General features: G+C 61.7%; 29 protein-coding genes. 16 read left to right on the forward strand and 13 right to left on the reverse strand.

Features of this window, described 5'->3' with window-relative positions:
- Positions 1-2: 2 nt before the first annotated feature.
- Entirely contained in the window at positions 3-476 is a 474-nt protein-coding gene (greB, locus tag JOE32_RS00485; RefSeq protein ID WP_209980463.1) for a transcription elongation factor GreB, read from the forward strand.
- A 44-nt stretch (positions 477-520) separates the two neighbouring features.
- Here greB and JOE32_RS00490 read toward each other — a convergent pair whose 3' ends face one another.
- On the reverse strand, positions 521-3,031 hold the full coding sequence (locus JOE32_RS00490) for an ABC transporter permease (protein ID WP_209980466.1): 2,511 nt from the start codon (positions 3,029-3,031) through the stop codon (positions 521-523).
- Positions 3,031-3,714 carry an ABC transporter ATP-binding protein gene (locus JOE32_RS00495; protein ID WP_003233397.1) on the reverse strand — a complete coding sequence of 228 codons (684 nt, stop codon included), beginning with the start codon at positions 3,712-3,714 and terminating at the stop codon, positions 3,031-3,033. Before JOE32_RS00495 ends, JOE32_RS00490 begins: the two co-directional genes overlap by 1 nt.
- A gap of 10 nt (positions 3,715-3,724) precedes the next feature.
- Between JOE32_RS00495 and JOE32_RS00500 the strand changes: the two genes are divergently transcribed.
- The 3 genes from JOE32_RS00500 to JOE32_RS00510 all read left to right on the forward strand — a co-directional run bounded on the left by JOE32_RS00500 (position 3,725) and on the right by JOE32_RS00510 (position 5,737).
- The gene (locus JOE32_RS00500) at positions 3,725-4,330 is read left to right on the forward strand and encodes an arylesterase (protein WP_209980468.1); all 606 of its coding nucleotides are present in this window, start codon (positions 3,725-3,727) and stop codon (positions 4,328-4,330) included.
- A gap of 58 nt (positions 4,331-4,388) precedes the next feature.
- Positions 4,389-4,682: a hypothetical protein gene (locus tag JOE32_RS00505; protein ID WP_209980471.1), complete on the forward strand. Its 294-nt coding sequence runs from the start codon at positions 4,389-4,391 to the stop codon at positions 4,680-4,682.
- Positions 4,683-4,768: 86 nt separating this feature from the next.
- Positions 4,769-5,737 carry a L,D-transpeptidase family protein gene (locus JOE32_RS00510; protein WP_209980473.1) on the forward strand — a complete coding sequence of 323 codons (969 nt, stop codon included), beginning with the start codon at positions 4,769-4,771 and terminating at the stop codon, positions 5,735-5,737.
- 111 nt (positions 5,738-5,848) lie between these two features.
- On the opposite strand, the gene oprI is transcribed toward JOE32_RS00510, so the two are convergent.
- Positions 5,849-6,100: an outer membrane lipoprotei OprI gene (gene oprI / locus JOE32_RS00515; protein WP_003172710.1), complete on the reverse strand. Its 252-nt coding sequence runs from the start codon at positions 6,098-6,100 to the stop codon at positions 5,849-5,851.
- A gap of 609 nt (positions 6,101-6,709) precedes the next feature.
- Between oprI and JOE32_RS00520 the strand changes: the two genes are divergently transcribed.
- On the forward strand, positions 6,710-6,991 hold the full coding sequence (locus JOE32_RS00520) for a GNAT family N-acetyltransferase (protein WP_003233387.1): 282 nt from the start codon (positions 6,710-6,712) through the stop codon (positions 6,989-6,991).
- A 59-nt stretch (positions 6,992-7,050) separates the two neighbouring features.
- Here the strand turns inward: JOE32_RS00520 and JOE32_RS00525 are convergent, their stop codons facing one another.
- On the reverse strand, positions 7,051-8,127 hold the full coding sequence (locus JOE32_RS00525; RefSeq protein WP_209980475.1) for a 3-deoxy-7-phosphoheptulonate synthase: 1,077 nt from the start codon (positions 8,125-8,127) through the stop codon (positions 7,051-7,053).
- Positions 8,128-8,282: 155 nt separating this feature from the next.
- On the opposite strand from JOE32_RS00525, the gene JOE32_RS00530 reads away from it, so the two are divergent.
- The 5 genes from JOE32_RS00530 (at position 8,283) to cysB (ending at position 12,173) form a co-directional block, all read left to right on the forward strand.
- Positions 8,283-8,651: a thioredoxin gene (locus JOE32_RS00530; RefSeq protein WP_209980477.1), complete on the forward strand. Its 369-nt coding sequence runs from the start codon at positions 8,283-8,285 to the stop codon at positions 8,649-8,651.
- A complete protein-coding gene (locus JOE32_RS00535; protein ID WP_209980479.1) occupies positions 8,648-9,601 on the forward strand; it encodes a putative 2-dehydropantoate 2-reductase in 954 nt (317 codons plus the stop codon). The genes JOE32_RS00530 and JOE32_RS00535 overlap by 4 nt, the downstream gene beginning before the upstream one ends.
- A gap of 17 nt (positions 9,602-9,618) precedes the next feature.
- Positions 9,619-10,524, forward strand: a complete 906-nt coding sequence (locus JOE32_RS00540) for a 5'-nucleotidase (RefSeq protein WP_209980481.1) — start codon at positions 9,619-9,621, stop codon at positions 10,522-10,524.
- A 70-nt stretch (positions 10,525-10,594) separates the two neighbouring features.
- Positions 10,595-11,095 (forward strand): universal stress protein, encoded by a 501-nt coding sequence (locus JOE32_RS00545; protein ID WP_209980483.1) that lies wholly within the window; start codon positions 10,595-10,597, stop codon positions 11,093-11,095.
- 103 nt (positions 11,096-11,198) lie between these two features.
- Positions 11,199-12,173 carry an HTH-type transcriptional regulator CysB gene (cysB, locus tag JOE32_RS00550; protein ID WP_209980485.1) on the forward strand — a complete coding sequence of 325 codons (975 nt, stop codon included), beginning with the start codon at positions 11,199-11,201 and terminating at the stop codon, positions 12,171-12,173.
- Between the two features lie 5 nt (positions 12,174-12,178).
- On the opposite strand, the gene JOE32_RS00555 is transcribed toward cysB, so the two are convergent.
- Entirely contained in the window at positions 12,179-12,661 is a 483-nt protein-coding gene (locus tag JOE32_RS00555) for a GreA/GreB family elongation factor (protein WP_209980487.1), read from the reverse strand.
- 5 nt (positions 12,662-12,666) lie between these two features.
- Positions 12,667-13,035, reverse strand: coding sequence for a hypothetical protein (locus JOE32_RS00560; protein ID WP_209980489.1), 369 nt, complete (start codon positions 13,033-13,035; stop codon positions 12,667-12,669).
- Positions 13,036-13,167: 132 nt separating this feature from the next.
- Between JOE32_RS00560 and earP the strand changes: the two genes are divergently transcribed.
- Together earP and JOE32_RS00570 are read left to right on the forward strand one after the other, a co-directional pair.
- Positions 13,168-14,301, forward strand: coding sequence for an elongation factor P maturation arginine rhamnosyltransferase EarP (gene earP / locus JOE32_RS00565; protein WP_209980491.1), 1,134 nt, complete (start codon positions 13,168-13,170; stop codon positions 14,299-14,301).
- Positions 14,302-14,350: 49 nt separating this feature from the next.
- On the forward strand, positions 14,351-14,923 hold the full coding sequence (locus JOE32_RS00570) for an elongation factor P (protein ID WP_209980494.1): 573 nt from the start codon (positions 14,351-14,353) through the stop codon (positions 14,921-14,923).
- A gap of 78 nt (positions 14,924-15,001) precedes the next feature.
- Here JOE32_RS00570 and JOE32_RS00575 read toward each other — a convergent pair whose 3' ends face one another.
- The 4 genes from JOE32_RS00575 to JOE32_RS00590 form a co-directional block, all read right to left on the reverse strand.
- Positions 15,002-16,018 (reverse strand): alpha/beta hydrolase, encoded by a 1,017-nt coding sequence (locus JOE32_RS00575; RefSeq protein ID WP_209980496.1) that lies wholly within the window; start codon positions 16,016-16,018, stop codon positions 15,002-15,004.
- 28 nt (positions 16,019-16,046) lie between these two features.
- Positions 16,047-16,466, reverse strand: a complete 420-nt coding sequence (locus JOE32_RS00580) for an organic hydroperoxide resistance protein (RefSeq protein WP_010176159.1) — start codon at positions 16,464-16,466, stop codon at positions 16,047-16,049.
- Positions 16,467-16,720: 254 nt separating this feature from the next.
- Entirely contained in the window at positions 16,721-17,173 is a 453-nt protein-coding gene (locus JOE32_RS00585) for a MarR family transcriptional regulator (protein ID WP_209980498.1), read from the reverse strand.
- An 81-nt stretch (positions 17,174-17,254) separates the two neighbouring features.
- Positions 17,255-18,205: a LysR family transcriptional regulator gene (locus tag JOE32_RS00590; protein WP_209990242.1), complete on the reverse strand. Its 951-nt coding sequence runs from the start codon at positions 18,203-18,205 to the stop codon at positions 17,255-17,257.
- A 108-nt stretch (positions 18,206-18,313) separates the two neighbouring features.
- On the opposite strand from JOE32_RS00590, the gene JOE32_RS00595 reads away from it, so the two are divergent.
- Entirely contained in the window at positions 18,314-19,063 is a 750-nt protein-coding gene (locus JOE32_RS00595) for a sulfite exporter TauE/SafE family protein (protein ID WP_209980500.1), read from the forward strand.
- On the opposite strand, the gene JOE32_RS00600 is transcribed toward JOE32_RS00595, so the two are convergent.
- Entirely contained in the window at positions 19,053-19,934 is an 882-nt protein-coding gene (locus JOE32_RS00600; RefSeq protein ID WP_209980503.1) for a LysR family transcriptional regulator, read from the reverse strand. The two genes, JOE32_RS00595 and JOE32_RS00600, sit on opposite strands and share 11 nt — an antisense overlap.
- A 70-nt stretch (positions 19,935-20,004) precedes the next feature.
- Between JOE32_RS00600 and JOE32_RS00605 the strand changes: the two genes are divergently transcribed.
- Complete coding sequence (locus tag JOE32_RS00605; protein ID WP_057008389.1) at positions 20,005-20,211, forward strand: DUF1127 domain-containing protein; 207 nt, start codon at positions 20,005-20,007, stop codon at positions 20,209-20,211.
- Positions 20,212-20,457: 246 nt separating this feature from the next.
- On the opposite strand, the gene JOE32_RS00610 is transcribed toward JOE32_RS00605, so the two are convergent.
- A complete protein-coding gene (locus tag JOE32_RS00610) occupies positions 20,458-21,804 on the reverse strand; it encodes a 3-deoxy-7-phosphoheptulonate synthase class II (RefSeq protein ID WP_057008388.1) in 1,347 nt (448 codons plus the stop codon).
- Positions 21,805-21,928: 124 nt separating this feature from the next.
- Here JOE32_RS00610 and JOE32_RS00615 point away from each other — a divergent pair, with 124 nt between their 5' ends.
- Complete coding sequence (locus tag JOE32_RS00615) at positions 21,929-22,684, forward strand: spermidine synthase (RefSeq protein WP_209980505.1); 756 nt, start codon at positions 21,929-21,931, stop codon at positions 22,682-22,684.
- Positions 22,685-22,950: 266 nt separating this feature from the next.
- Here the strand turns inward: JOE32_RS00615 and JOE32_RS00620 are convergent, their stop codons facing one another.
- Entirely contained in the window at positions 22,951-23,742 is a 792-nt protein-coding gene (locus tag JOE32_RS00620; RefSeq protein WP_209980507.1) for a crotonase/enoyl-CoA hydratase family protein, read from the reverse strand.
- A 424-nt stretch (positions 23,743-24,166) separates the two neighbouring features.
- Between JOE32_RS00620 and JOE32_RS00625 the strand changes: the two genes are divergently transcribed.
- Positions 24,167-25,840, forward strand: a complete 1,674-nt coding sequence (locus JOE32_RS00625) for a DEAD/DEAH box helicase (RefSeq protein WP_209980508.1) — start codon at positions 24,167-24,169, stop codon at positions 25,838-25,840.
- Positions 25,841-25,907: the final 67 nt, after the last annotated feature.

Raw genomic sequence — 25,907 nt, forward strand, 5'->3', positions numbered from 1 at the left:
GTTTGAGCACCAAGCTGATTACCAAAGAAGGCCACGAAGCGCTGAAGAAAGAGCTGGATTACCTCTGGCGGGAAAAGCGCCCGGACACCACGCGCAAGGTGACCTGGGCTGCTTCCTTGGGGGATCGCAGCGAGAACGCGGATTACCAGTACAACAAGAAGCTGCTGCGTGAGATTGACCGACGCGTGCGCTATTTGCGCAAACGTCTGGAAGACATGCGCGTGGTCGAGTACATGCCTGAACAGGAAGGGCGGGTATTTTTCGGCGCGTGGGTCGATATCGAGAACGAGCAGGGCGAGACCAAGCGCTTTCGTATCGTGGGCTATGACGAGATTTATGAGCGGATGGACTATATCTCCATCGACTCCCCCATGGCCCGTGCATTGTTGCGCAAGCAAGTCGATGACGAGGCTATAGTGCAAACCCCGGGCGGCGAAGTCTGCTGGTGGATTACCGCTATTGAATACGTGAAGTAGGCATGCATGGCCCGCCGTCTGTCCTGACGGCGGACCATTGAGTTTCAGCCTTCGCGCAATACCGTCAACGGGCTGGCGTTCAGCGCCCGGCGGGTACCGAATACGCCGGCGCCGCCGATCAGAACCGCGCCAATCACCGGCAGCAGCAACAACCATGGGTGCGGTTGCCAGGCCAGGTCAAAAGCGTAGCGATACAGCGCCCAGGTAACCAGTTCGGTGCCCAACGCTGCCAGCACCCCGCTGACCGCCCCCAGCAAACCGAACTCGATGCGCCGCGCCTTCACCAGCAACCTGCGTTCCGCTCCCAGCGCACGCAGCAACGCCCCCTGGCGAATCCGCTCATCGAGGGTGGCCTGCAAGCCGGAAAACAGCACGGCCATTCCCGCCGCCAACACAAACAGCAATACGTATTCGACGGCCAGGGTGACCTGGGCGAGGATGCTGCGCAGCTGTTCCAGCAGGGCTTCGACCTGCAGGATAGAGACGGCCGGGAAGGCCCGCGACAGGTCGACGACCTGCTGGTCGTGGCCGGGCGCCAGGTAGAAGCTGGTCAGGTAGGTAGCAGGCAGGTCCTTCAGCGTGCCAGGCTGGAAAATCATGAAGAAGTTGGGCTGGAAATTATCCCAGTTGATGGTGCGCAGGCTGGTAACCCGCGCTTCACGGTTTTCCCCGGCAATGGTAAACACCAGATGGTCATCGAGCTTGAGCTTCAGGCTTTCAGCGACTTTGGCTTCCACCGATACCCCCGGCACTTCATCCGTGGGTTGCGACGACCACCAGGCGCCTGCCGTCAGGGCATTGCCCGGCGGGAGGTCGGCAGCCCAGGTCAGACTAAGGTCACGCTGCACGGCGCGGTCGCCACTGGAATCCTTGCTGACAATATCCTGCACTGCCTCGCCATTGATGCTGATCAAGCGGCCGGGCACCACCGGATACAGTGGCGCCGAGTGCGCCTGCACCTCCATGAGGCGGGCGCTGAAGGCGTCCTTGTCGGCGGGCAGAATGTTCAACGCAAAATAATTGGGCGCGTCCTTGGGCAACTGGTTTTGCCAGGTGTCGAGCAGTTCGCCGCGCAACAGGGCGATCAAACCCATGGACAGCAGGATCAACCCGAACGCCAGCGACTGGCCCGCCGCCGCCAGCGGGTGGCGCAACAATTGGCCCAGGCCCAGGCGCCAGGGCAGGGAGGCGCGGGCCAGCAGGCGACGCAGGCTTTGCAGTAACAGCAGGAGCAGACCGCCGAGGATCAGCGCAGCGACGACACCGCCTCCGAGCAGGGCGAAGGTGAGTACCAGGTCCAGGCTCAGGCGCCACATGATCAGGCCAAGGGCAAACAGGGCGGCGCCGTACACCATCCAGGTGCTGGAAGGAATCGGCAGCAGGTCGCGCCGCAATACCCGCAGCGGTGGCACGCGGCCCAGCGCCGCCAGGGGAGGCAGGGCGAAGCCGGCGAGGGCGACCAGCCCGGTGCCGATACCGGCTACGGCCGGCAGCAGCCCGCCGGGCGGCACATCGGCCGGCAGCAGGTCGTGCAGGAAGTAGAACAGGCCAAACTGCGCCAACCAGCCCAGCAAGGCGCCGGTCAGGCTGGCCAATAGGCCCAGTACGCTCAGTTGCAGGCTGAACAGCAACATCGCTTCGCGACGTGACAGCCCGAGACAGCGCAGCAGCGCGCTGGCATCGAAACGGCGACTGGCAAAGCGGTTGGCCGACAGCGCCACCGCCACGCCTGCCAGCAGTACCGCGACCAGGCTGGCCATGTTCAGGTAGCGCTCGGCCTTGCCCAGGGCGCCGCCGATCTGCTGGTTACCGTCCCGTGAATCCTGCAGGCGCTGGTTGGCCGCAAGGCCCGGCTTGATCAGGTCGCGGTAGGTTTGCAGCGCTGTGCTGCCTTGCGGTGCGCGCCACAGTTCGCGGTAGCTCACGCGGCTGCCGGGCTGCACCACGCCCGTGGCGTCCAGATCGGCCAGGTTGATCATGACTCGCGGCGTGAGGCTGTAGAAATTGCCGGCGCGGTCCGGCTCGTAGGTCAGGATGCGGCTCAGGCGCAGGGTTTTCATGCCCACGTCGATGCTGTCGCCTACTTTCAGGTCCAGCGCGGTCAGCAGCCGCGCCTCCACCCAGGCTTCACCGGGCTTCGGTTCGCCGCCGGAGGTTTCATCACCGAAGGGCACCGCAGCGCTTTTGAGTTGGCCGCGCAACGGGTACTGCTCGTTGACCGCCTTGATGCTGGAGAGCTGGATACCGTTGTCGGTGGCGATGACGCTGGAGAACTCCACGATTCGCGCGTGATCCAGGCCCAGCTCGGTGCCGGAACGGATTTGCTCCTCGCGGGCGGGTGAGCTGCCCTCGAGCACCAGATCGGCGCCGAGGAACTCGGTGGCACGCAGCAGCATCGCGCCATTCAGGCGTGCGCCGAAGTAGCCGATGGCGGTACTCGCCGCCACGGCCACCAGCAGGGCGAAGAACAACACGCGCAATTCACCGGCGCGGGCATCGCGCAGTAATTGACGCATGGCAAGGCTGAACAGACGCAACAGCGGCAAACGTGCCATCAAGGCTCCAGGGGCGCGACCATCAGGCCGGCTTCAAGGCGGATCAGGCGCCGGCAACGGTGCGCCAGGCGTTCGTCATGGGTGACCAGCACCAGGGTCGTGCCGCTCTCTTTATTGAGTTCGAACAGCAGGTCGCTGATGCGCTCGCCGGTGTGGCTGTCGAGGTTGCCGGTGGGCTCGTCGGCAAACAGCACGTCCGGTTCGGCGGCGAATGCGCGGGCAATCGCCACGCGTTGCTGCTCGCCACCGGACAACTGGCGCGGCGAGTGAGTCAGTCGCTGGCCCAGGCCGACCCGCTCGAGCAAATGCCTGGCGCGCTCGCGGGCGTCCTTGCGGCCGTCCAGCTCCAGCGGCAGCATGACGTTTTCCAGCGCATTGAGGCTGTCGAGCAATTGGAATGACTGGAATACGAAGCCCACGTGCTCGGCGCGGATGCGCGCGCGCTGGTCTTCGTCGAGTGTGCTCAGGGCTTGCCCGGCGAGGGTGACTTCGCCACTGCTGGGCAGGTCGAGGCCGGCCAGCAGACCGAGCAGGGTGGATTTGCCGGAACCGGAGCTGCCGACGATAGCCAGGCTATCGCCCTTGTTCAGTTCCAGGCTCAGTTCGTGCAGGATAGTCAGATCACCTTCCGCGCTGGGAACCACTTTGCTGAGGTTCCGCGCGGTGAGAATGCTTGCGCCCATGGAGAATCCGATGCGAATGTGGTTTTTGAGTGCTGGCTTGGCCTTGATGTGCATGGCCCAGAACGCAGCGGCGGGTACAGTCCTGATCGTTGGCGATAGTATCAGTGCCGGTTTCGGGCTGGATACCCGCAAAGGGTGGGTGGCCCTGCTCGAGCAGCGGCTCAAGCAGGAGGGTTTCGACGATAAAGTGGTCAACGCCTCGATCAGTGGCGACACCAGTGCCGGAGGCCTGGCGCGGCTGCCGGCGGCGCTTGCAGAGCATAAGCCGGACGTGGTGGTGATCGAGCTTGGTGGCAACGATGGCCTGCGCGGGCAGCCGCCAGCGCAATTGAAACAAAATCTTGCGTCGATGATTGACCAGTCCAGGGCAGGCGGTGCGAAAGTGCTGCTGCTGGGCATGCAGTTGCCGCCCAATTACGGCCCGCGATACACCACGGCGTTTGCCGAAGTCTATGGCACGCTGGCCAAGGAAAAAGACATCCCGCTGGTGCCGTTTTTCCTTGAAGGCGTGGGCGGGCATCCCGAGCTGATGCAGGCGGACCAACTGCACCCGGCGGTCGGCGCCCAGGGCAAGTTGCTGGAAAATGTCTGGCCGACGCTAAAACCGCTGCTTTGACGCTTTTCTACCGGCAGGCTTTCGGCTAAGGTGGCGCCCCCCCGATCTGGAGCCCCCGATGTCGCGTCCTGCCTGGTCCCTGTTTAATTACCAACTGATCGAGCCGGACGAGCAGTTGGACCTGTTTGCCTGCCAGGAAGTGCGGGTGCATCTGGTGGCGCGTCAACTGGAACTGGGCGGCTCGATCGATCGCACGCTGTGCGGCACGCTGCTGCCTGCCCAGCCGCGCTGGTCGGCGGTGGATCGGATGGTTTTCCAGGACCAGCGCCTGTGCCCCTTGTGCCGGGCGATCCTCGAATCGCAGAAGCGCGGCACGCCGCCGATCTGGCCCGAGCTGCGTTTTGAGTTGTAGGCGCTGCCACAGGCTTGCAGCTAGGCGCCCGCTTCACGTATACAATCGAACTTTACCTCCCCGTCGTTCTGCGAAGGATTTTCCGGATGTTGTCGCGCCTCTCCGTCGTCACCTGCTGCCTGTCTCTTGCTGCCCTCTGCGTGGCCGGTTCCGCAGCGGCGTTGCAGTTGCCCTTGCCGCCGTCGGGCGAAGACATTGTCGGCCAGGTCCAGGTGATCAAGGCCAAGTATGAAGACACCTTCGCCGACCTGGGCACCACCTACGACCTGGGTTACTCGGAGATGGTCGCCGCCAACCCGGGGGTGGATGCGTGGTTGCCGGGAGCGGGCACCGAAATCGTGCTGCCGACCCGCTTCATCCTGCCGCCGGGCCCGCGCGAAGGCATTGTGATCAACCTGGCTGAGTACCGTCTCTACTATTTCCCCAAGGGCCAGAACGTGGTCTACACCTTCCCGCTGGGGATTGGACGTGAAGGCTGGGGCTCACCGATTGCTCACACCAGCATCATCGCCAAGACGCCGAACCCGACCTGGACGCCGCCCGCGTCGATCAAGGCCGAGCACGCCGCCAACGGTGATCCGTTGCCCAACGTGGTGCCTGCGGGGCCGGACAACCCTTTGGGGCCGTTCAAGTTCACCCTCGGCACACCGGGTTACCTGATCCACGGGTCCAACATGAAGTTCGGCATCGGCACCCGCACCAGCCACGGTTGCTTCCGCATGTTCAATAACAATGTGCTGGAAATGGCGGACATGGTGCCGGTGGGCACTTCAGTGCGCATCATCAATGATGCCTACAAGTTCGGCAGCAGCGGCGGCAAGGTCTATCTCGAGGCGCATACGCCGCTGAACGACGACGGCACGCCATCGGTGGTCGACAAGCACACGGCGGTGATCAATGCCCTGCTCAAGCGCGAAGACCTGGCCAACACGTTGCGGGTGAACTGGGATCAGGTGCGTGACGTGGTTGCCGCAGAGGATGGCCTGCCGACTGAAATCGGTGTACCGGGTGGGGCGCCGATGGCGTCGAGTACGCCGATCGATCTGCAGCAATAAAAAAACCTGTGGGAGGGGACCGGTGCAAGTCCGGAACCTTACACAGGAAATCCGGGCAATAAAAAAGCCGATCCAAACAGGGATCGGCTTGATAACAACCCCGAAGGATTATTACTTGCGGCTTGCTTTTTCAAGCATGCGCAGAGCGCGCTCGTTAGCTTCGTCAGCAGTCTGTTGTGCTTTTTGAGCAGCAGCCAGCGCTTCATCAGCTTTACGGTAGGCTTCGTCTGCACGAGCCTGGGAGCGAGCTGCTGCGTCTTCAGTTGCAGTCAGACGAGCTTCGGTTTCTTTGGAGACGCTGCTGCAACCGGTAGCCAGAACTGCGGCCAGAGCCAGAGCAGAGAATTTCAGAACGTTGTTCATCGTGTTCCCCTTCAAGGACTTTCTATTAAATGACTATTGTCTCAGAGTGAGCTAATAGCCGGCGTACATACTACCCATTACTTGTAGTAAGTAAACTGACGTTGCGCAAGAAGCAGAAAAAATTCTTGCGCGGAATCTGTGCTGGCTGGTCATGTGGCGGTTCGTATAACAAACGTCCGCTGCCTTACAGTCTGCCTAACATTGGATCCAGCCTGAAAGGGCCGGCCCGCATGCTTCAAACCGTGTATGTAGATGAAATTTTATATATCCAGCTCGGTACTTTCGTGCCGTGTGCCTTTACCGCCGGCTGCATCTTTCACGCCTCTAGAGGTGACTTTAAGAGCGGCAGTTCGTCTTAAGGTTCAACTGCCGGCGTTGTTCAGGCTTTCGGTCACAGGTATCGAAGCCCAGTCTATATCCGCCCATGGCAGGGAATGACGAGTGCACCTTGAGCAATGGCAGGTTTGGTGCCTACTATTTCCACGTGCAGGGTGTGAGCTCCAGAGGTTTTCTCGTTGTCGAAACCGGCACGGGGTGGCGTAGATGTTTCTTCGCCGGAAAAACATCGGTAAGGTAGGGGTCAGAATCAAAGACCCGCGAGGAGTAGTGATGAGCGAGGCGTTGTCCATCCACCATGACCAGGCTGGTCATCAGTTCGAGACCAATGTGGACGGTCATCGTGCCTACCTGACCTACATGGACCTCGGGAAGCAGACCCTGGATATCTATCGCACCTTCGTGCCCAACGCGCTGCGCGGTCGTGGCATCGCCGCGGCGTTGACCGAAGAGGCGTTGAAGTTCGCCGAAGAGTCCGGCTATACAGTCATTCCGTCTTGCTCCTATGTGGAGCGCTACATGGAGCGTCACCAGCGCCATGCCGCCAAGCTCTGAGCGAGCCGCCATAAAAAACGCCGGGTAAACCCCGGCGTTTTTGTGTGCGCAGTTCAGCTTCAGGTGCGTTTGCGCTTGGGCAATACATCCTTGAGCTTGGCATGCATGCTGCGCAGAGTGGTCTCGGTGGCAGACCAGTCGATGCAGGCGTCGGTGATCGACACGCCGTATTGCAGGTCGGCGAGGTCTTTTGGAATCGCCTGGCAACCCCAGTTCAGATGGCTTTCGACCATCAGGCCGATGATCGACTGATTGCCTTCGAGGATCTGGTTGGCGACGTTCTCCATCACCAATGGTTGCAGGGCCGGGTCCTTGTTGGAGTTGGCGTGGCTGCAATCGACCATGATGTTCGGCTTGATGCTGGCCTTGTTCAGCGCCTGCTCGCACAGGGCAACGCTGACCGAATCATAGTTGGGCTTGCCGTTGCCGCCGCGCAGCACCACATGGCCGTAGGCATTGCCCTTGGTGGTGACGATGGACACGCCACCTTCCTGGTTGATGCCCAGGAAACGGTGCGGGCTGGACACCGACTGCAGCGCGTTGATCGCCACGGTCAGACCGCCGTCGGTGCCGTTCTTGAAGCCCACGGCCGAGGACAGGCCGGACGCCATTTCCCGGTGGGTCTGGGATTCGGTGGTACGCGCGCCAATGGCCGACCAGCTGATCAGGTCCTGCAGGTACTGCGGGGAGATCGGGTCGAGCGCTTCGGTCGCGGTCGGCAGGCCCATTTCGGCCAGGTCCAGCAGCAACTTGCGACCGATGTGCAAGCCGTCCTGGATCTTGAACGAGTCGTCCAGGTACGGGTCGTTGATCAAGCCTTTCCAGCCGACGGTGGTACGCGGCTTCTCGAAATACACGCGCATGACCAGGTACAGGGTGTCGGACACTTCCGCCGCCAGTACCTTGAGACGCTCGGCGTATTCGTGGGCAGCCTTGAGGTCGTGGATCGAGCAGGGGCCGATCACCACGAAGAGGCGGTGGTCGGTGCCGTCGAGAATGTCACGGATGACTTCGCGACCCTTGGTGACGGTCTGCAGGGCAGCGTCGCTCAGGGGGATTTCGCGCTTGAGCTGATCGGGCGTGATCAGGGTCTCGTTGGATTCGACGTTCAGGTCGTTGATCGGTAAATCAGCCATCGTGTTACTCGTCAGGGTCACGGGTGCCGGCCGCCAGCCATCCCCGTGCGGCGGAGCACAGCATGATTTGGATGCAAGGGGGGAGGAACCTTAGCGCGTAACCGGGCTGCGCGACAATGGGCAATTGTGCGCCGCGCGGGCCGGCCTGCTAGTGTATGGCCTGCTTGAGGCCCCCCACAGGAGATCGCGTGGAAGAGTTGCAGCTGTCCGATTTTGATATTGATCGTCAATTGCTGGCGCTGCCGGGGGCATCGCTGCTGATATTCACTGGCGACGGCTGCTCCAGTTGTCGCTGGGCGCGCCAGCAGTTGCCAGGCTGGAATCTGCCGGTGGCGCGGTTGTGCTGGGTCGATGCCGGGCACAATGGCGGCGCGGTCGAGCGCTACCAGATCTTTCATTTGCCCGCGCTGTTCGTGGTGTGCGAGGGTCAGTTCCTTGGGCAGATTCATACACGTCTTGCGCCCGTCGACATCAGCGAAGCCATCACGACAGCGCTCAGTCGCACTCCGGAGGATTTGCCATGACAGCACAGTCGCCACGTATAGGCATTATCGGCACCGGTGCCATCGGCGGTTTTTATGGCCTGATGCTGGCCCGCGCCGGATTCGACGTGCACTTCCTGTTGCGCAGTGAATACGCCGCCGTCAGAGACCGTGGCCTGCACGTCAACAGCAGCATCCATGGAGCATTGAAACTGCATCCGGTGCAGGCCTACGCCAATGCCGCCGACATGCCGCAGTGCGACTGGCTGCTGGTGGGCACCAAGTCCACCGGCAATGTCGAACTGGCGCCCACGCTGGCCCAGGTGGCCGCGCCGGGTGCCAAGGTGGTGCTGCTGCAAAACGGCCTGGATGTGGAAGACAGCCTGCGCGAACATTTGCCGGCCTCACTGCATCTGCTCGGCGGCCTGTGTTATATCGGCGTGTACCGCTCCGCGCCCGGGGTGATCGAGCATCAGGCATTGGGCCGGGTCAATCTGGGCTATCACAGCGGTACGGCCGCCAACGACGAGGCCCTTCAGCAAATGATCGTGGAAGAGGGCGCGGCGCTGTTCCATCAGGCAGGCATCGAGTCCCAGGCCATGGCCAGTGTGCACCTGGCGCGTTGGCACAAGCTGGTGTGGAACGTGCCGTTCAATGGTCTTTCGGTGTTGCTGGGCACGGGGACCACGGCGCTGATGGCGGATGAGTCCAGCCGCGAGTTGATCCAGGCCCTGATGGTCGAAGTGATCAAGGGCGCGCATGCCTGCGGCCACGATATCCCGGCCAGCTATGCCGGGCAGATGTTCGCCATGACCGAAACCATGGACGATTACCTGCCCAGCATGTATCACGACCACCTGCACAAGCGCCCGCTGGAACTGGCGGCGATCTACGCCCGGCCACTGGCGGCCGCCAAGGCAGCCGGCTGCGAGCTGCCGCGCATGCAGGCGCTGTACCAGGCCTTGAGTTTTATTGATCGGCATAACCGCTGATTGGGGGGGGAGAGCAGATGGCGAAGGGATTGGGCGACAAACTGGTGCTGGCGATTTCATCGCGGGCACTGTTCGACCTGAGCGAGAGCCACAAGGTCTACCTCGCCGAAGGGGTCGAGCCGTACCGTAAGTACCAGATCGAGCACGAGGAGGAAATCCTCGAACCCGGCGATGCCTTCCCGCTGGTGAACAAGTTGCTCAGCCTCAATGCCCGCCTGGGCCGGGCTCGGGTTGAAGTGGTGCTGGTGTCGCGCAACAGCGCCGACACCGGCCTGCGCGTGTTCAACTCGATCCAGCATTACGGTCTGGATATTTCCCGCGCCGCTTTCGCAGGCGGGCGTAGCCCCTATCCTTATCTGGCCGCCTTTGGTTGCCATCTGTTTCTTTCCACCCATGCTGAAGATGTGCGCAGTGCCCTCGATGCCGGGTTCGCTGCGGCGACGATCCTGTCCGGCGGCCCGCGTCGGGCCATGAGCGAGGAGCTGCGCATCGCGTTCGACGGCGACGCGGTGCTGTTTTCCGATGAGTCCGAGCGGGTTTACCAGAGCGGTGGGTTGGCGGCGTTCCAGGCCAATGAGCGCGAGTCGGCGCGCCAGCCGTTGCATGGCGGGCCGTTCAAGGGCTTTCTGGCGGCACTCAATTTATTGCAACGCGAGTTTCCTGACGAAGCCTGTCCGATCCGCACTGCGCTGGTCACCGCGCGTTCGGCGCCGTCCCATGAGCGGGTGATTCGCACCCTGCGTGAATGGGACATCCGCCTGGACGAGTCGCTGTTCCTCGGCGGCCTGGAAAAAGCCGCGTTTCTCGAAGCGTTTGCCGCCGATGTGTTTTTCGATGACCAGGCCGGTCATTGCGAGAAGGCCAGGGAGGTGGTGGCCACCGGGCACGTGCCCCACGGCATCAGCAACGAGGTCAAGGTGTGAGTCGGCCGAACTCTGTGCGGCGCTGCTAAGCTGAGTCAATCTTCGCCATCCTGGCAGCCCAGGGGGTTCTATGATTCGTTCGATGCTGTACGCCACGGACCTCGGCCTGTATGCGCCTTACGTGATGCAACATGCGTTGGCACTGGCGCGCACGTTCAAGGCTGACTTGTATGTGATTCATGTGGTCGAGCCCATCGGGCTGTTCGCCGAGTCGGTGCTGCAAAGCTACCTTGACGAGCAGGCTTTAAGTGAATGGCAGAACCAGGGGCTGACCACTGTGATAGCGACCATCGAACAGCGCGTGCAGGACAGTTTTCGCGAGGAGTTGGGGGATGGGGAACAGGACCTGAAGGTGATCCGCTCGGTAAAGGTGATCCAGGGCGATCCTTGCGACGTGATACTCGACCAGTTGCGCAAACTGTCCGTCGACCTGCTTATCCTCGGCAGTCACAGCCATGCAACGACGGCGGCGACGCCTTTGGGTCGCACCGCCACGCGGGTATTGCAGCTGTCGACGGTTCCCGTTTACATGGTGCCGTCGCTGCGGCGTCGACGCAGTGAAGAAATATGATCGCTGGAATACATAAAAAGTTCTAGATTTATCTTTCTGACCTTTAATATAGTTATATACCGTCGCTGATACCCGTGGCGTCTATCTGCTTTGAGGGACACATATGAAGCTCCAACAACTGCGCTACATCTGGGAAGTGGCGCACCACGACCTCAACGTTTCCGCTACCGCTCAAAGCCTTTACACCTCGCAACCGGGTATCAGCAAGCAGATCCGCCTGCTCGAAGACGAGCTGGGCGTGGAAGTGTTCGCACGCAGTGGCAAGCACCTGACCCGCGTCACTCCCGCCGGTGAGCGCATTATCACCACTGCCGGCGAGATCCTGCGCAAAGTCGAAAGCATCAAGCAGATCGCCCAGGAGTTCTCCAACGAGAAGAAGGGCACGCTTTCCATCGCCACCACCCATACCCAGGCACGCTATGCCTTGCCGCCGGTGATCCGCGACTTCATCAAGCAGTACCCGGACGTCGCGCTGCACATGCACCAGGGCTCGCCGATGCAGATCGCCGAGATGGCCGCTGACGGGACCGTTGATTTCGCGATTGCCACTGAGGCGCTGGAACTGTTCGGCGACCTGGTGATGATGCCGTGCTACCGCTGGAACCGCTGCGTGGTAGTGCCTCAGGGCCATCCATTGGCCAAGCTGCCGAAATTGACCCTTGAGGCCCTGGCCGAATACCCGATCGTGACTTACGTGTTCGGCTTCACCGGCCGCTCCAAGCTCGACGAGGCGTTCAGCCATCGCGGCCTGACGCCGAAAGTGGTCTTCACCGCCGCCGATGCCGACGTGATCAAAACTTACGTGCGCCTTGGCCTGGGCGTGGGGATCGTGGCAAAAATGGCGGTCGACACCCAGCTCGACAAAGACCTTGTGGTGCTTGATGCCAGCGAGTTGTTCGAGTCCAGCGTGACCAAGATCGGTTTCCGCCGTGGCACCTTCCTGCGCGGTTTCATGTGCGACTTCATCGAGAAGTTTGCGCCGCACCTGACCCGCGAGGTCATGGCCAAGGCCATTCAGTGCCACAACAAGCAGGAACTGGAAGAGTTGTTCGCCGGCGTTGAATTGCCCGTTCATTAAAGCGTTTATCTGGCCTCGGTAACCGTAAAGTGTTGCCGGGCGCCTGCCACCAGAATCTCCACCTCATCCCCTTCGAACTTGCCCAGCAGGCTTTTGCCCAAGGGCGAGCGCGGGGTGATGACGGTCACCGGTTGCCCGACCACATCCACCTTCAGGCCCGCCGCATCCGGTGCGAGGAACAGCCATTGCTGGCGTCCGTTTTCGTCTTCCAGGCCCAGCAGCGCGCCGACCTCCACCCCACGTCGATCATCGTAGGCTCGCAGTGGCAGGTTCTGGCACAGCGCCAGCGATTGTTTGATTTCCTCGACCCGCCGGGCCTGCCCGGCCGCCAGGTAGGACGCCTCCAGGCCCAGGGTGTCGTACTTGTTCTCGGCGATATTTTCTTCGTGGGTTGCGGTTTCGTAAGCGGTCTGCGCGGCGCGCTGGGCGATGTCCAGGTCGACGGCGAGCTTGTCCAGAATCAGCTGGAGCACAGCGTGTTTATTCATGGTGATCAGTCGCAGAGTTGCAGCACATTGGCGCGGGTCTTTTCAGTCGGTGCATTCTGGTCCTGTTGCAGCCAGAACTGGCATTTGGGGTTGGACAGGTTGCGCGGGTTGCTGCGCGCCTGCTCCAGGGTCTGTTGCTGTTCCTGTCTCTGCAGGTTCTGCTGGTACTGCTCGAACATGCGGTTGGGCGGCTCCGGCGCAGCGGCCGCCGGTTTGCCCAACTGTTGGACCGCCTCGGCCACAGGCGCGAGGCTCTGCGGGAAGAGGTAGCGGGACGCCAGCCAGGTGGTCAGCGCAATGGCGATGAACCCCAGCCACATGCCCAGGGCGATGGCGATGCAGAGCTTGAGCAGCGACAACGGACGATCAGTCATGGTGGCCTCCCGGCGGGCATTGACGGCGTAGCGGCGATTGTCGCACAGCCACTGTGCAGAATAATCGCGATCAAGCCTTCTGCATCCGGGCATTTATGCGGACAATCGAGCCTTTGAGCGTTGGAGCCCGGAATGAAAGCCCGCTGGGATATATTTTGCAGTGTCGTCGACAACTACGGCGACATCGGCGTGACCTGGCGCCTGGCCCGGCAATTGGTGGCCGAACACGCGTGTGATGTGCGCCTGTGGGTCGACGACTTGCGCGCGTTCGAGCGCATGTGCCCCGAGATCGATGTGCAGTTGAGTCAGCAATGGCAAGCGGGCGTTGACGTGCGCCACTGGCCGGCCGAGTGGCCGGCAACGTCGGCAGCCGATGTGGTGATTGCCGCGTTCGCCTGCCAGTTGCCACCGGACTATATGGAAGCCATGGCTGCCTGCGCACGCACGCCGTTGTGGATGAACCTGGATTACCTGAGCGCCGAAGACTGGGTGGTGGGGTGTCATCGGCTGCCATCGGTGAAGTTCAAGGGCGTGCAGAAGTATTTCTTTTTCCCGGGCTTTCGTCCGGGCACCGGGGGCCTGTTGCGTGAGGCTGGATTGCTGGACCAGCGTCAGGCGTTTCAGCGGGATGCCGTGGCACGGGAAACTTTCCTGCAGGATATGGGCGTATTTCCCGCCACCGATGCGCAACTGATCTCGCTGTTCGCCTACGAAAACGCCGGGCTGGCCGCTTGGCTCGACGTGTTGTCGACGGACGGGCGTGCCACCCATCTGTTGGTGCCTGAAGGGCGCATCCTCGGCGACGTGCAGCGCTGGCTCGGCGTGCAGGGGCTGGCGGCGGGGGCTGTGCATCAGCGCGGCGCGCTGACCGTGCAAGTGCTGCCGTTCGTGCCCCAGGCGCACTACGACCGACTGCTGTGGTGCTGCGACTTCAATGCGGTGCGCGGCGAAGACTCGTTCGTGCGTGCCCAATGGGCCGGGCGCCCGTTGTTGTGGCACATCTACCGCCAGGATGAAGACATTCACCTCGACAAGCTCGATGCCTTCCTGGCGCTCTACACCGCCGCGTTGTCACCGGCCGCAAGGACTGCGCTGATCGAGATGTGGCAAGTCTGGAACGCCGGGGGCGATATGGCCCAGGCGTGGAAAAAACTGCTGGAACACTGGCCTGAAGTCAGTCGACACGCTGAATCCTGGTGTCTGGAACAAGGCTTGCAGGCCGATCTTGCGACGGCGCTGGTACAGTTTTATGAAAGTTGGATATGATACGCCACCTTGATTTTTGTAAATCCCATCCAAATTTCGGATATACGCAATGAAAACTGGTAAAGAGCTGAAACCCGGTACCGTCATCAAGCTCGAAAACGACCCTTGGTTGGTTCAGAAAGCTGAGTTCACCAAGTCTGGTCGTAACAGCGCAATCATGAAGACCAAGCTGAAGAACCTGCTGACCGGCTACAAGACCGAGATCGTCTACAGCGCCGATGACAAACTGGACGACGTGATCCTCGACCGCAAGGAAGCGACCCTGTCCTTCATCAGCGGCGACACCTACACGTTCATGGACACCACCGACTACACCATGTACGAGCTGAACGCTGAAGATATCGAAGCCGTTCTGCCGTTCATCGAAGAAGGCATGGAAGACGTCTGCGAAGCGATCTTCTTCGAAGAGCGCCTGGTTTCCGTAGAGCTGCCGACCACCATCGTGCGTAAAGTTGCCTACACCGAAGGTTCCGCTCGCGGCGACACTTCCGGCAAGGTGATGAAGCCTGCCAAACTGGCTAACGGTACCGAGCTGCAAGTGGCCGATTTCATCGAAATCGACGACCTGATCGAGATCGACACCCGTGAAGGTGGTTCGTACAAAGGTCGCGCCAAGAAGTAATTCTGGCCCTGCCGATACGAAAAAAAGCCCGACCTTGAGTCGGGCTTTTTCATGGGCGTCATCTTTACTTCGCCGGGCTTACTTGAGGTGTTGCTTGAGTTCGTCCGACGCTTGCAGCAAGGCCGAACGTACCGCCGGCACCTGGCTGACCACGTTAAGCAGGCCGTAGTCGTGGATCATGCCGTTGTAGCGCACGGCGGTGACCGGTACACCGGCCTGGTCCAACTTGCGTGCATAGGCTTCGCCTTCATCACGCAGCACGTCCGCACCGGCGGTCTGGATCAGCGCGGGTGGCAGCCCTTTGAGCTGATCAGTCGTGGCCCGCAGTGGCGAGGCATAGACCTCGGCGCGCTGGTTGGCGTCGGTGGTGTAGTTGTCCCAGAACCACTTCATCATGTTGCGGGTGAGGAAATGCCCTTCGGCATACTGGTTGTAGGAACCGGTGTCAAAGTTGGCGTCGGTCACTGGCCACAGCAACAGCTGGAACTTGATCGCCGGCGTGCCCTTGTCCTTGGCCATCAGGCTGACCACCGCCGCCATGTTGCCGCCGACACTGTTGCCCGCAACCGCCAGGCGCTTGCCGTCGACGTTGATCTCTTTGCCGTGTTCGGCGACCCACTTCGTTGCGCCGTAGGCCTGGTTGATCGCCACCGGGTAATGCGCTTCCGGCGAAGGCGTGTAATTGACAAACACCGCGACAGCCCCCGAACCCACCACCAAATCCCGCACCAGGCGTTCATGGGTCGGGTAATCCCCCAGCACCCAGCCGCCGCCGTGGAAAAACATGAACACCGGCAATGTACCCTTGACCCCGGCTGGCCGCACGATGGTCAGGTCCAGCGGCTGGCCATCGACCTGGATGGTCTTCTGGCTCACATCCGCCTTGGGCAGGGTCAGCTTCACACCGGCCTGGGCGCCGGTCAGTACAGCGCGGGCGTCCTTCGGCGTCAGTTGTTCCATCGGTTTACCGGTGCCTGCGTTCAACACATCCAGAAAGGCCTGGGTGTTGTGTTCGACCTCACCGGTCGCCGCAAAGGCGTTGGTGATGGACAGGGCGAGCAGGGTGCCGGTGAGCGCTTTACCAATTGTGTTCATTTCTTTCTCCAGGGGCGGCCGAGGTCATTTAGACGGTTACGTGCAGGCGCACATCGACGTTGCCACGGGTGGCGTTGGAGTACGGGCAGACTTGGTGAGCCGCGTCGACCAGGCTTTGCGCATCGTCCTGGGCCAGGCCCGGCAGGCTGATGTGCAGGTCGATGTCCAGGCCGAAACCGCCAGGGATCTGGCCGATGCCGACGTGGGCAGTGATCGAAGCGTCATCCGGGATTTTGCGTTTGGTCTGGCTGGCGACGAATTTCAGTGCACCGATAAAGCAGGCCGAATAGCCGGCAGCGAACAATTGTTCAGGGTTGGTGGCCTGGCCACCGGCGCCGCCCAATTCCTTGGGCGTGGAGAGTTTTACGTCGAGGATGTTGTCGCTGGAAACAGCACGACCATCACGGCCGCCGGTGGCGGTGGCTACTGCGGTATAGAGAGTTTGCATGGTGTCGTCCTCTGGATGTTATGCGCTAAATGTTTGCGCGCTAATTAGTTGGTGAGGTGAATGTATAGCGCTAATTTTTAGAGCGCAAGATAAATTTACAAAAAATGTTTTAGGTTTTGAATAATGACGCGCCGCAGAACCCAATGTGGGAGCGGGCTTGCTCGCGAAAACGGTGTATCAGTGAATAAATTCAGTGACTGACACTGCGCCTTCGCCAGCAAGCCCGCTCCCACATTTTTGGTGCTTTGGTGCCTTTAGATTGCGTTCTGCAGATGACTGCGCAGAGCAACCAAGTCAGCCTGCAACTGGCGCAATTGCTCAAGCTCGAGGCCGCTGGCGCCGAGGATGCACTGCGGAATGCCCATGGCTTTTTCCTGCAAGGCGCGGCCGGCGGCAGTCAATTCCACCACCACCACGCGCTCGTCTTCACGGCTGCGCGTGCGGCTAAGCAGGCCTTCGGCTTCCAGGCGCTTGAGCAGCGGGGTGAGGGAGCCCGGGTCGGTCAACAGGCGGCTGCTGATTTCGCCGACGGTCAAACCATCCTCTTCCCACAGCACCATCATCGCCAGGTACTGCGGGTACGTCAGGCCGAGGGCTTGCAGCAGAGGCTTGTAGACCTTGGTCATCAGCAGCGAGGTGGAGTGCAGGGCGAAACACAGCTGGTTATCCAGCAGCAGGGATTCGCAAGGGTCAGGATTTTTGCTCATGGCGGTGCCTCGAAAAAAGCGTATCTGGCCTGGAATCTAGCGGGCAAACCTTTAATGCGCCAGATAATTCTGTCCAGTCGGTCAGACCAAGCCACTTTGTAGGGCCAGATCCCAGGGAGGGACCGGGCTGAATCGGGATTTCAGGTATTCCAGCAACAATCGACTGCGCGCATTGGGCTGTTGCTCCAGACGCAGCGCGTAAATCCCGGTGGTTTCCGGGCTAGGCAGGCCGCCTTCGCAGAACAGCGGCAAGAGCTCGCCGCGCACCAGGTACTCACTGGCCAGCCAGGTCGGCAGGTGGGCGATCCCCAGCCCGGCGAGCGCGCCGGACAACAGTGCTTCGGCATTGTTGGCGCTCATGCGGATGCGCTGCGGGCGACAGGTGGCGCGGCGCCCGTCCAGTTCGAAGCGCCAAGCGAACATCGGTGCCAGGCCGTCCCAGTCCAGGCCGTCATGCTCGCTCAGCTCGCGAGGGTGGGTGGGCGTGCCGCGGCTTTTCAGGTACGCCGGGCTGGCGCAAGCGATACGCACGATGCTCGCCAGGGGCGTAGCGATCAGCCGGGTATCGACGATATGCCCGGCACGCAGCACCAGGTCGACCTTACCCAGGTGCGCGCCCTGCATATCAACAAAACTGTCGATCAAATGCAGGTGCACGTCCAGCCCAGGGTACACGTTCAAAAAGTCAGCGATTACTGGCGCCAAGTGGCGTCGGCCGAAGGCTGCCGGCGCGTCTACGCGAATCAGGCCTTCCGGCGCATGGCTCAGGGACACCGCCTCGGCCCGTGCCAATTGCAACTCGGTGACAATCCTGCGCGCTCGTTCGGCAAAAGCCAGGCCCGCGGGGGTGGGCACCACCGCATGGGTGCTGCGCTGAAACAAGCGGCTGCCCACCGAGCTTTCCAGGCTGTCGATGCGCCGAGCCACTGCCGAAGGCGTCAGCGGATGGCGCCGTGCGGCGGCAGAAAAGCTGCCGGTTTCCAGTACGTCGAGAAAGAGGCCCAGTTGATCGGTCAGGGTGTTCGGGTTCATGGGCGAAGGCTTATGCAAGATTGGCATAGCCATTGTGCGTTGCTGTGCGTTTCCACGCCAGAGCCGACTGCGTAGCATGCAAGGCTTGAGATTGTGGAGTAACGAGCGGTGTTGGATTTAGCGATATACCTGGTATTGGGCGCAGCCCTCGGCACGGTGGGCGGCTTGTTCGGGATCGGCGGCGGGCTGATTGCCATCCCGGTGCTCGGCGTGTTGTTCGGCCTGGACCAGCAACTCGCCCAGGGCACGGCGCTGGTGATGGTGGTGCCGAATGTAATGCTGGCCCTGTGGCGCTACCACCAACGTAATCGCATTGAATTGCGGCATGCCTTGCCGCTGGGCGTGATGGGTTTCAGTTTTGCCTGGCTCGGTTCGATCTGGGCGGTGGGGCTGGACGCAGGCGCGATGCGCATCGGTTTTATCGTTTTCCTGCTGACGCTTTCGGCCTACAACCTGCTGCGCATGTTCACGCGCAATGCGCCGCCGACTGCGCACATGCGTTATTCCTGGCCGTGGCTCGGTGTGTTGGGCGCTGCTTCAGGTTCCATGGGCGGTTTGTTCGGCGTGGGGGGCGCGGTGGTTGCGACGCCGGTGCTGACCAGCCTGTTCGGCACCACCCAGGTGGTCGCCCAAGGTCTGTCCCTGGCCTTGGCGTTGCCGAGCACCGGCGTCACCCTGGTCACCTACGCGTGGCACCACGAGGTGGACTGGATGATCGGCGTGCCACTGGCAGTCGGCGGCCTGCTGAGTATCAGCTGGGGTGTGAAGGTCGCCCATGCGCTGCCGGAGCGCGTGCTGCGCGGGCTGTTCTGCGGATTTCTGGTGGTGTGTGCGGTGATGCTGACCTTTAAAGTCTGAAGCCTTCGAGGATGTATTGCGCCAGGCACTCGGTGATGGGCGAGGCCATCGCCGGGTTGCGCAGCAGCCGCAGGTTCATCGACGGCAGCGGCGGAAAGCCGTCTTCGCTGCCGAGTATGCGCAGGTCTTCGGTCACCAGGCTTTCCAGGCTGACCATCACCGCCAGGCCGGCGCTGACCACGGCCTGGATCGCCGCCACATTGGAGCTGTGATACGCCAGCCGGTAATCGAGCCCGACGCTGTCCAGCGCGGCCTGGCTCCACTGGGTGCCGAAGCACTCAACGCCGGACACCGCCAGGGGCAGGGTATCGTGTTCGTCCACGCAAAAGCACGCGGCGGCGGCCCACACCATTCGTTCAGTGCGCAGCAGTTCACCGACATCGTCGCCGGGCTGGCGGCTGATCACCGTCAAGGCCAGGTCGCGGCGCTGCATCAGCACGTTCGAGGCCTCGCAGTGCATCTCGATCTGGATCAGCGGATAAGCCTTGGAAAACCGCGTGAGAATCCCCGGCAGGTAGCGCATCACGTAGTCATCCGGCGTGCCGATGCGTACCAGCCCCACCATATGCGGCTCGCGCAGGGTATTGAACACCTCGCTGTGCAGTTTCAGGATGCGCCGCGCATAGCCCAGCAGCACCTGGCCCTCGGGCGTCAGGCGTACCTGTCGACCGTCACGTTCGAACAGCTTGCGTTGCAGCACATCCTCTTCAAGGCGTTTCATCTGCATGCTCACCGCCGACTGGGTGCGATTCACCCGTTCGGCGGCGCGGGTAAAGCCGCCCTGGTCGGCGATGGCGACGAAGGTGCGCAGCACGTCAGTGTCGATGCTCGGGTAGTCGGACAATTGATCAATCTCCGAGATGTATTGCATAAGAAACATTCGTTGGATTGATCATAGAGCCAGGCACACACTTTCGTCATCCCCACAGGAGGGCGAGAAGATGAAAGGTCAAAAAGGTTTTGTGCTGATCGCGAAGCGGCCTTTGGCCGGGCTGTTTCAGGGCATTGTGCGTTGGCACACGGTGTACCGGGAGCGCCGGTTACTGGCGACCCTGAACGACGACGCGCTCAAGGACATTGGGCTCAGCCGCGCTGACGTGGAGCAGGAAAGCCAACGGCATTTTTGGGATGACCCTTTGCGAAAGTAACTTGGGTTGTGGTTGGAGGGCTTGCTTGTGCTTGACTGTGGCAAGCCCTAATGCCGTTCAGTTAAGCGCAGATTCCCTGTGGCGAGCAGGCTTGTCCTGCGTTGGGCTGCGCAGCAGCCCCAAAACCAGGCGCTGAGCCGTATCAGGTACACCGCGTTTTGCTCGTTTGGGGGCGCTTCGCACCCCAACGCGGGGCAAGCCCGCTCGCCACCGGCAGTCCGTCAGCAGGCATTTCCAGCTACGGCCTTAGCGCTTGACCTGCTTCAGTGTTTCGGCAATCAGGAACGCCAGCTCAAGCGACTGATCGGCATTCATCCGAGGGTCGCAGTGGGTGTGGTAGCGGTCCGACAAACCGTCTTCGGTAATCGGCCGTGCGCCGCCGATGCACTCGGTGACGTTCTGCCCGGTCATCTCGATATGAATCCCGCCGGCATAGCTGCCCTCGGCCTGGTGCACCTGGAAGAATTCCTTCACTTCGCCGAGGATCTGCGCAAAGTCGCGGGTCTTGTAGCCGCTGCTGGCCTTGATGGTGTTGCCATGCATCGGGTCCGAACTCCACAGCACCTGCTTGCCTTCACGCTGCACGGCGCGGATCAGGTGGGGCAGGTGGTCGCCGACCTTGCCTGCGCCCATGCGCGCGATCAGGTTGAGGCGGCCGGGATCGTTGTCCGGGTTGAGAATGTCGATCAGGCGGATCAGGTCGTCAGGGTTCATGCTCGGGCCGACCTTGACGCCAATCGGATTGTTCACCCCGCGCAGGAACTCGACGTGGGCGCCGTCGAGCTGACGGGTGCGGTCGCCGATCCACAGCATGTGGGCCGAGCAGTCGTAGTAATCGTTGGTCAGGCTGTCGCGGCGTACGAAGGCTTGCTCGTAATTGAGCAGCAGCGCTTCGTGGGCGGTGAAGAAGCTGGTTTCGCGCAACTGCGGCGAGCTGTCCATGCCACAGGCGCGCATGAACGCCAGGGTTTCGTCGATGCGGTCGGCCAACTGGCTGTATTTTTCAGCCAGGGCGGAGTTGGCGATGAAGTCCAAATTCCACTTGTGCACCTGGTGCAGGTCGGCGAAACCGCCCTGGGCAAAGGCGCGCAGCAGGTTGAGGGTGGCGGTGGACTGGTGATAGGACTGCAGCAGACGGTCCGGGTCGGGCACGCGGCTTTTTTCATCGAAGCCGATGCCGTTGACGATATCGCCGCGGTAGGCGGGCAGGGTGATGCCGTCGATGGTTTCATCGTTGGACGAGCGCGGCTTGGCGAACTGGCCGGCCATGCGCCCGACTTTCACCACCGGGCAGCCGGCGGCGAAGGTCATCACGATCGCCATCTGCAAGAGTACCTTGAAGGTGTCGCGGATTTTGGCAGCGGAGAACTCGGCAAAGCTCTCGGCGCAGTCGCCGCCTTGCAGCAGGAACGCGCGGCCCTCGGTGACTTCGGCAAACTGACGGCGCAACTCGCGGGCTTCCCCGGCAAACACCAGTGGGGGGTAGCTGGCGAGGTTCTGCTCCACTTGCAGCAAGTGCGCAGCGTCCGGGTACCGGGGTTGTTGCTGGATCGGCAGGGCGCGCCAGCTGTCGGGGCTCCAGGGTTGGCTCATCATGAACTCGATTGGCTGATTGACGGTCGGGCGCCAATGTTATCAGCAATTAGTGCGTGACCTGTTGCCGCCGGTTGGCCGACAATCGCGCCTTTGCCGTGCGGTAAACCCTTTAGGAGTAGTGATGACCGAGGAGCGTGTCGAGCGCCTGCTGGCCGAGGTCCATGATGACTTCGGCATGATCCGTGTGCTGGAAGTGGCCGATTACCGCTTTCTCGAGTTTGGCGACGCCATCGAGCAAAGCTGCGTGTTCACCGCCGACCCGAGCTGGCTGGAGTACGACTACACCCGCGCCATGCTGGTTGGCGCGTTGTGCCATGAGCAGCCGGACAGCGCGCTGTTTCTCGGCCTGGGCGCCGGCACCCTGACCCAGGCATGCCTCAAGTTCCTGCCGCTGGAAGACGTCGAAGCCATCGAGCTGCGCCCCGATGTGCCGCGCCTCGCCATCGAGTACCTGGGGCTGGACGATGATCCACGCCTGTATATCCGCATCGGCGATGCCTTGCAGTTGCTGGAAAGCGCTGAGCCGGCTGACTTGATTTTCGTCGACCTCTACACCGATGTCGGCCCCGGCGTCGGGCACCTGGCGTGGACGTTTCTGGAAAACTGCCAGAAAAAGCTCAACCCGGGCGGTTGGCTGGTGATCAACCAATGGGCCACCGACGATGGCAAACCGTTGGGGGCAGCGCTGTTGCGCGGGCTGTATCACCGGCATTACTGGGAGCTGCCGGTGAAGGAGGGCAATGTGATCTTGCTGGTGCCTTCGGAGCTGGATCAGGAACTGGAGCTGGAGGCGCTCTCGGCGCGTGCCGAGGCCTTGGCGCCGCGATTGGGGTATTCGTTGCAGCCGTTGATCAAGGCGATTCGGCCGGCGACTTAGGTGACTATCAGAGCCTCATCGGGGGCTTGCCCTAATGCCGTTCAGTTAAGCGCAGATTCCCTGTGGCGAGCAGGCTTGTCCTGCGTTGGGCTGCGCAGCAGCCCCAAAACCAGGCGCTGAGCCGTATCAGGTACACCGCGTTTTGCTCGATTGGGGGCGCTTCGCACCCCAACGCGGGGCAAGCCCGCTCGCCACAATAAGCCCACACATTTTCCTTAACTGAACGGCATTAGGGCATGCCCCCGATGAGGCCCTCAGTGCCGCCATCAAATCCCCTTGAACACCCCCGGCCGCTTCTCGATCATCGCCCGCACGCCTTCCCTGGCATCCTCACTGTTAAGCAATTGATCCACCACCGCGGGCAAGGCGGCGGCCGCCACGGTTTCGCCTTCCATGCGGGCCAGACGCGCCGAGGTCAGCGTGGCCTGAACCCCAAGTGGCGCCTGGCGGGCGATGCGGCTGGCCAGTTCGATGGCGCGCGGCAACAGGTCTTCGCTGGCCATCACCTCCTGCACCAGCCCCAGGCGCAGGGCTTCATGGGCGTCGAACTCGTCGCCGGTGAGCAGCCAGCGCATGGCATTGCCCCAGCCCGCGAGCTGGTGAAAACGCAGCGTCGCGCCACCGAACGGAAAGATCCCGCGCTGCACTTCCATTTGCGCAAAGCGGGTATTGCTGGCGCAAAGGTTGATGTCCGCCGCCAGCATCAGCTCGATGCCGAGGGTCAGGCAATAACCTTGGGCCGCGATAATCACCGGCTTGCTGACCCTTGGTCCGGCAAACACGCCCCAGGGATCGCAGCCCCCCGGCGGCGGTTGCCAGCCGCCGGCCATCACGCCGCTGACATTGGCCAGGTCCAGCCCGGCGGTAAAATGGTCGCCATGGGCGAATACCACGGCCACCCGCGCGTCGTCGTTTCGATCAAATTCGCCATACGCCAGGCTCAGGTCATTGAGCAAATCGAGGTCAAAGGCGTTGCGCTTGGCCACCCGGTCCAGGCCCAACAGCAGGACATGACCCCGGAGTTCACGGCTGACGCGGCTACTGCTGGCTTGATTCATCGGGTGTGCCCTCGGGCGCGGGAGTTAAGGTTTCGGACCGAAGGTGCGATCCAATCGGTGAATCGTTTAAGCGTTATGCCCAGCAGGGCCGGGCGTTTGCAAAACAGACCCTGCTGCGGGTATCTGCAAAACCTGTGACGCAGCGCGGTACATCGGTGCGTTGCGCGAAAAAAAGCTCCCTTTTTCAGGTATTTCCGGTATAGTGCGCGCCGGCCTTTAACCGGGCCGCGTTCAGGTAGCGCAATTCCCCGAAGCCAGCTTCGGCTGCACGTCCGCACAGCGGACTCTTCCTTGACGAATCTTTTTCATTCATTCGTTTTCGCAAATCCCCGCCGACAAAGCAGCCAGGGCGACTCTTGAGTCTCAACACGGCATGCGCAGCTTTGGAGCATGGGTCTTTGCGGATGCACTTAGAGGCAGACCCATGACCCAGGAAACCGGCGGCTTCGCCGCTTTTAATCTTAACCCGAACATTCTCGCTGCCGTCATCGCGACCGGCTACGAAGAACCTTCGGCGATTCAGCAGCAATCGATCCCGATCATCATGGCCGGCCAGGACATGATTGGCCAGGCGCAAACCGGTACCGGTAAAACCGCCGCGTTCGCCCTGCCTATCCTGCACTGCATCGATCCTGCCAAGCGCGAACCGCAAGCCCTGATCCTGGCGCCAACCCGTGAGTTGGCGCTGCAAGTAGCAACCGCTTTCGAAACCTACGCCAAGCAAATGCCAGGCGTTACCGTTGTGGCCGTTTACGGCGGCGCGCCCATGGGCCCACAACTGAAAGCCATCCGTAACGGCGCACAGATCGTTGTCGCCACCCCGGGCCGTCTCTGCGACCACCTGCGTCGCGACGAGAAAGTCCTGTCCACCGTGAACCACCTGGTGCTGGACGAAGCTGACGAAATGTTGAAGCTGGGCTTTATGGATGACCTGGAAGTCATCTTCAAGGCACTGCCTGCGACCCGTCAGACCGTACTGTTCTCGGCCACCCTGCCGCAGTCTATCCGTGCCATTGCCGAACGCCACCTGCGCGATCCGCAACACGTGAAAATCCAGACCAAGACCCAGACCGTTACCGCGATCGAACAGGCTCACCTGTTGGTTCACGCTGACCAGAAGACCTCGGCTGTATTGAGCCTGCTGGAAGTCGAAGACTTCGACGCCCTGATCATGTTCGTGCGCACCAAGCAAGCGACCCTGGACCTGGCCAGTGCCCTGGAAGCCAAAGGCTACAAAGCCGCTGCGCTGAACGGTGACATCGCCCAGAACCAACGCGAGCGCGTGATCGATTCCCTCAAGGATGGCCGTCTGGACATCGTTGTGGCAACCGACGTTGCTGCTCGTGGCCTCGACGTTCCACGTATCACCCACGTGTTCAACGTTGACATGCCTTACGATCCCGAGTCCTACGTTCACCGTATCGGCCGTACTGGCCGTGCCGGTCGCGAAGGCCGTGCATTGCTGCTGGTGACTCCGCGTGAGCGCCGCATGCTGCAGGTGATCGAGCGTGTAACCGGTCAGAAAGTTGCCGAAGTCCGCCTGCCGGATGCTCAGGCTGTTCTCGATGCGCGCATCAAGAAACTCACCAACAGCCTGTCGCCATTGGTGGCTGACGCTGAATCGACCCACGGCGAACTGCTCGACCGCCTGACTGCCGATATCGGCTGCACCCCACGTGCCCTGGCTGCAGCTTTGCTGCGCAAGGCTACCAACGGTCAAGCCCTGACCCTGGCAGCCATCGAGAAAGAACGCCCACTGGTGCCGAACAACGCCCCGCGCGGTGATCGTCCAGAGCGTACCGGCGACCGTCCGGACCGTGGTGATCGTGAGCGTCGTGCTCCGGTTCCATTGGCTGAAGGCCGCGCTCGTTGCCGTACCGCGCTGGGCGCGCGTGACGGTATCGCTGCCAAGAACCTGCTGGGCGCTATCCTCAACGAGGGTGGCCTGGCACGTGAAGCCATCGGTCGCATCCAGGTGCGTGACAGCTTCTCTCTGGTAGAGCTGCCGGAAGACGGCCTGGAAAAACTGCTGACCAAGTTGAAAGACACGCGCGTTGCCGGTAAGCAGCTGAAGCTGCGTCGCTACCGCGAAGATTGATCTGCCGCTGGCTGATTGATCGCCCATAAAAAATCCCCGACTGGTTCGGGGATTTTTTTTGCCTGAT

It is taken from the genome of Pseudomonas sp. PvP025 (genome assembly GCF_017832155.1).
In the GTDB taxonomy this organism is placed as follows: domain Bacteria; phylum Pseudomonadota; class Gammaproteobacteria; order Pseudomonadales; family Pseudomonadaceae; genus Aquipseudomonas.

What these genes read in the sequence shown, in the direction of transcription:
- JOE32_RS00505 (WP_209980471.1), top strand. Translation starts at nt 4,389, where the DNA reads ATGTCGCGTCCTGCCTGGTCCCTGTTTAATTACCAACTGATCGAGCCG.
- JOE32_RS00530 (WP_209980477.1), top strand. Translation starts at nt 8,283, where the DNA reads ATGGCCTGCTTGAGGCCCCCCACAGGAGATCGCGTGGAAGAGTTGCAG.
- JOE32_RS00535 (WP_209980479.1), top strand. Translation starts at nt 8,648, where the DNA reads ATGACAGCACAGTCGCCACGTATAGGCATTATCGGCACCGGTGCCATC.
- JOE32_RS00555 (WP_209980487.1), bottom strand. Translation starts at nt 12,661, where the DNA reads ATGAATAAACACGCTGTGCTCCAGCTGATTCTGGACAAGCTCGCCGTC.
- JOE32_RS00490 (WP_209980466.1), bottom strand. Translation starts at nt 3,031, where the DNA reads ATGGCACGTTTGCCGCTGTTGCGTCTGTTCAGCCTTGCCATGCGTCAA.
- JOE32_RS00600 (WP_209980503.1), bottom strand. Translation starts at nt 19,934, where the DNA reads ATGCAATACATCTCGGAGATTGATCAATTGTCCGACTACCCGAGCATC.
- oprI (WP_003172710.1), bottom strand. Translation starts at nt 6,100, where the DNA reads ATGAACAACGTTCTGAAATTCTCTGCTCTGGCTCTGGCCGCAGTTCTG.
- cysB (WP_209980485.1), top strand. Translation starts at nt 11,199, where the DNA reads ATGAAGCTCCAACAACTGCGCTACATCTGGGAAGTGGCGCACCACGAC.
- JOE32_RS00580 (WP_010176159.1), bottom strand. Translation starts at nt 16,466, where the DNA reads ATGCAAACTCTCTATACCGCAGTAGCCACCGCCACCGGCGGCCGTGAT.
- JOE32_RS00625 (WP_209980508.1), top strand. Translation starts at nt 24,167, where the DNA reads ATGACCCAGGAAACCGGCGGCTTCGCCGCTTTTAATCTTAACCCGAAC.
- JOE32_RS00545 (WP_209980483.1), top strand. Translation starts at nt 10,595, where the DNA reads ATGATTCGTTCGATGCTGTACGCCACGGACCTCGGCCTGTATGCGCCT.
- earP (WP_209980491.1), top strand. Translation starts at nt 13,168, where the DNA reads ATGAAAGCCCGCTGGGATATATTTTGCAGTGTCGTCGACAACTACGGC.
- JOE32_RS00575 (WP_209980496.1), bottom strand. Translation starts at nt 16,018, where the DNA reads ATGAACACAATTGGTAAAGCGCTCACCGGCACCCTGCTCGCCCTGTCC.
- JOE32_RS00570 (WP_209980494.1), top strand. Translation starts at nt 14,351, where the DNA reads ATGAAAACTGGTAAAGAGCTGAAACCCGGTACCGTCATCAAGCTCGAA.
- JOE32_RS00560 (WP_209980489.1), bottom strand. Translation starts at nt 13,035, where the DNA reads ATGACTGATCGTCCGTTGTCGCTGCTCAAGCTCTGCATCGCCATCGCC.
- JOE32_RS00525 (WP_209980475.1), bottom strand. Translation starts at nt 8,127, where the DNA reads ATGGCTGATTTACCGATCAACGACCTGAACGTCGAATCCAACGAGACC.
- JOE32_RS00605 (WP_057008389.1), top strand. Translation starts at nt 20,005, where the DNA reads ATGAAAGGTCAAAAAGGTTTTGTGCTGATCGCGAAGCGGCCTTTGGCC.
- JOE32_RS00585 (WP_209980498.1), bottom strand. Translation starts at nt 17,173, where the DNA reads ATGAGCAAAAATCCTGACCCTTGCGAATCCCTGCTGCTGGATAACCAG.
- JOE32_RS00620 (WP_209980507.1), bottom strand. Translation starts at nt 23,742, where the DNA reads ATGAATCAAGCCAGCAGTAGCCGCGTCAGCCGTGAACTCCGGGGTCAT.
- JOE32_RS00510 (WP_209980473.1), top strand. Translation starts at nt 4,769, where the DNA reads ATGTTGTCGCGCCTCTCCGTCGTCACCTGCTGCCTGTCTCTTGCTGCC.
- JOE32_RS00615 (WP_209980505.1), top strand. Translation starts at nt 21,929, where the DNA reads ATGACCGAGGAGCGTGTCGAGCGCCTGCTGGCCGAGGTCCATGATGAC.
- JOE32_RS00540 (WP_209980481.1), top strand. Translation starts at nt 9,619, where the DNA reads ATGGCGAAGGGATTGGGCGACAAACTGGTGCTGGCGATTTCATCGCGG.
- JOE32_RS00495 (WP_003233397.1), bottom strand. Translation starts at nt 3,714, where the DNA reads ATGGGCGCAAGCATTCTCACCGCGCGGAACCTCAGCAAAGTGGTTCCC.
- JOE32_RS00520 (WP_003233387.1), top strand. Translation starts at nt 6,710, where the DNA reads ATGAGCGAGGCGTTGTCCATCCACCATGACCAGGCTGGTCATCAGTTC.
- JOE32_RS00500 (WP_209980468.1), top strand. Translation starts at nt 3,725, where the DNA reads ATGCGAATGTGGTTTTTGAGTGCTGGCTTGGCCTTGATGTGCATGGCC.
- JOE32_RS00610 (WP_057008388.1), bottom strand. Translation starts at nt 21,804, where the DNA reads ATGAGCCAACCCTGGAGCCCCGACAGCTGGCGCGCCCTGCCGATCCAG.
- JOE32_RS00590 (WP_209990242.1), bottom strand. Translation starts at nt 18,205, where the DNA reads ATGAACCCGAACACCCTGACCGATCAACTGGGCCTCTTTCTCGACGTA.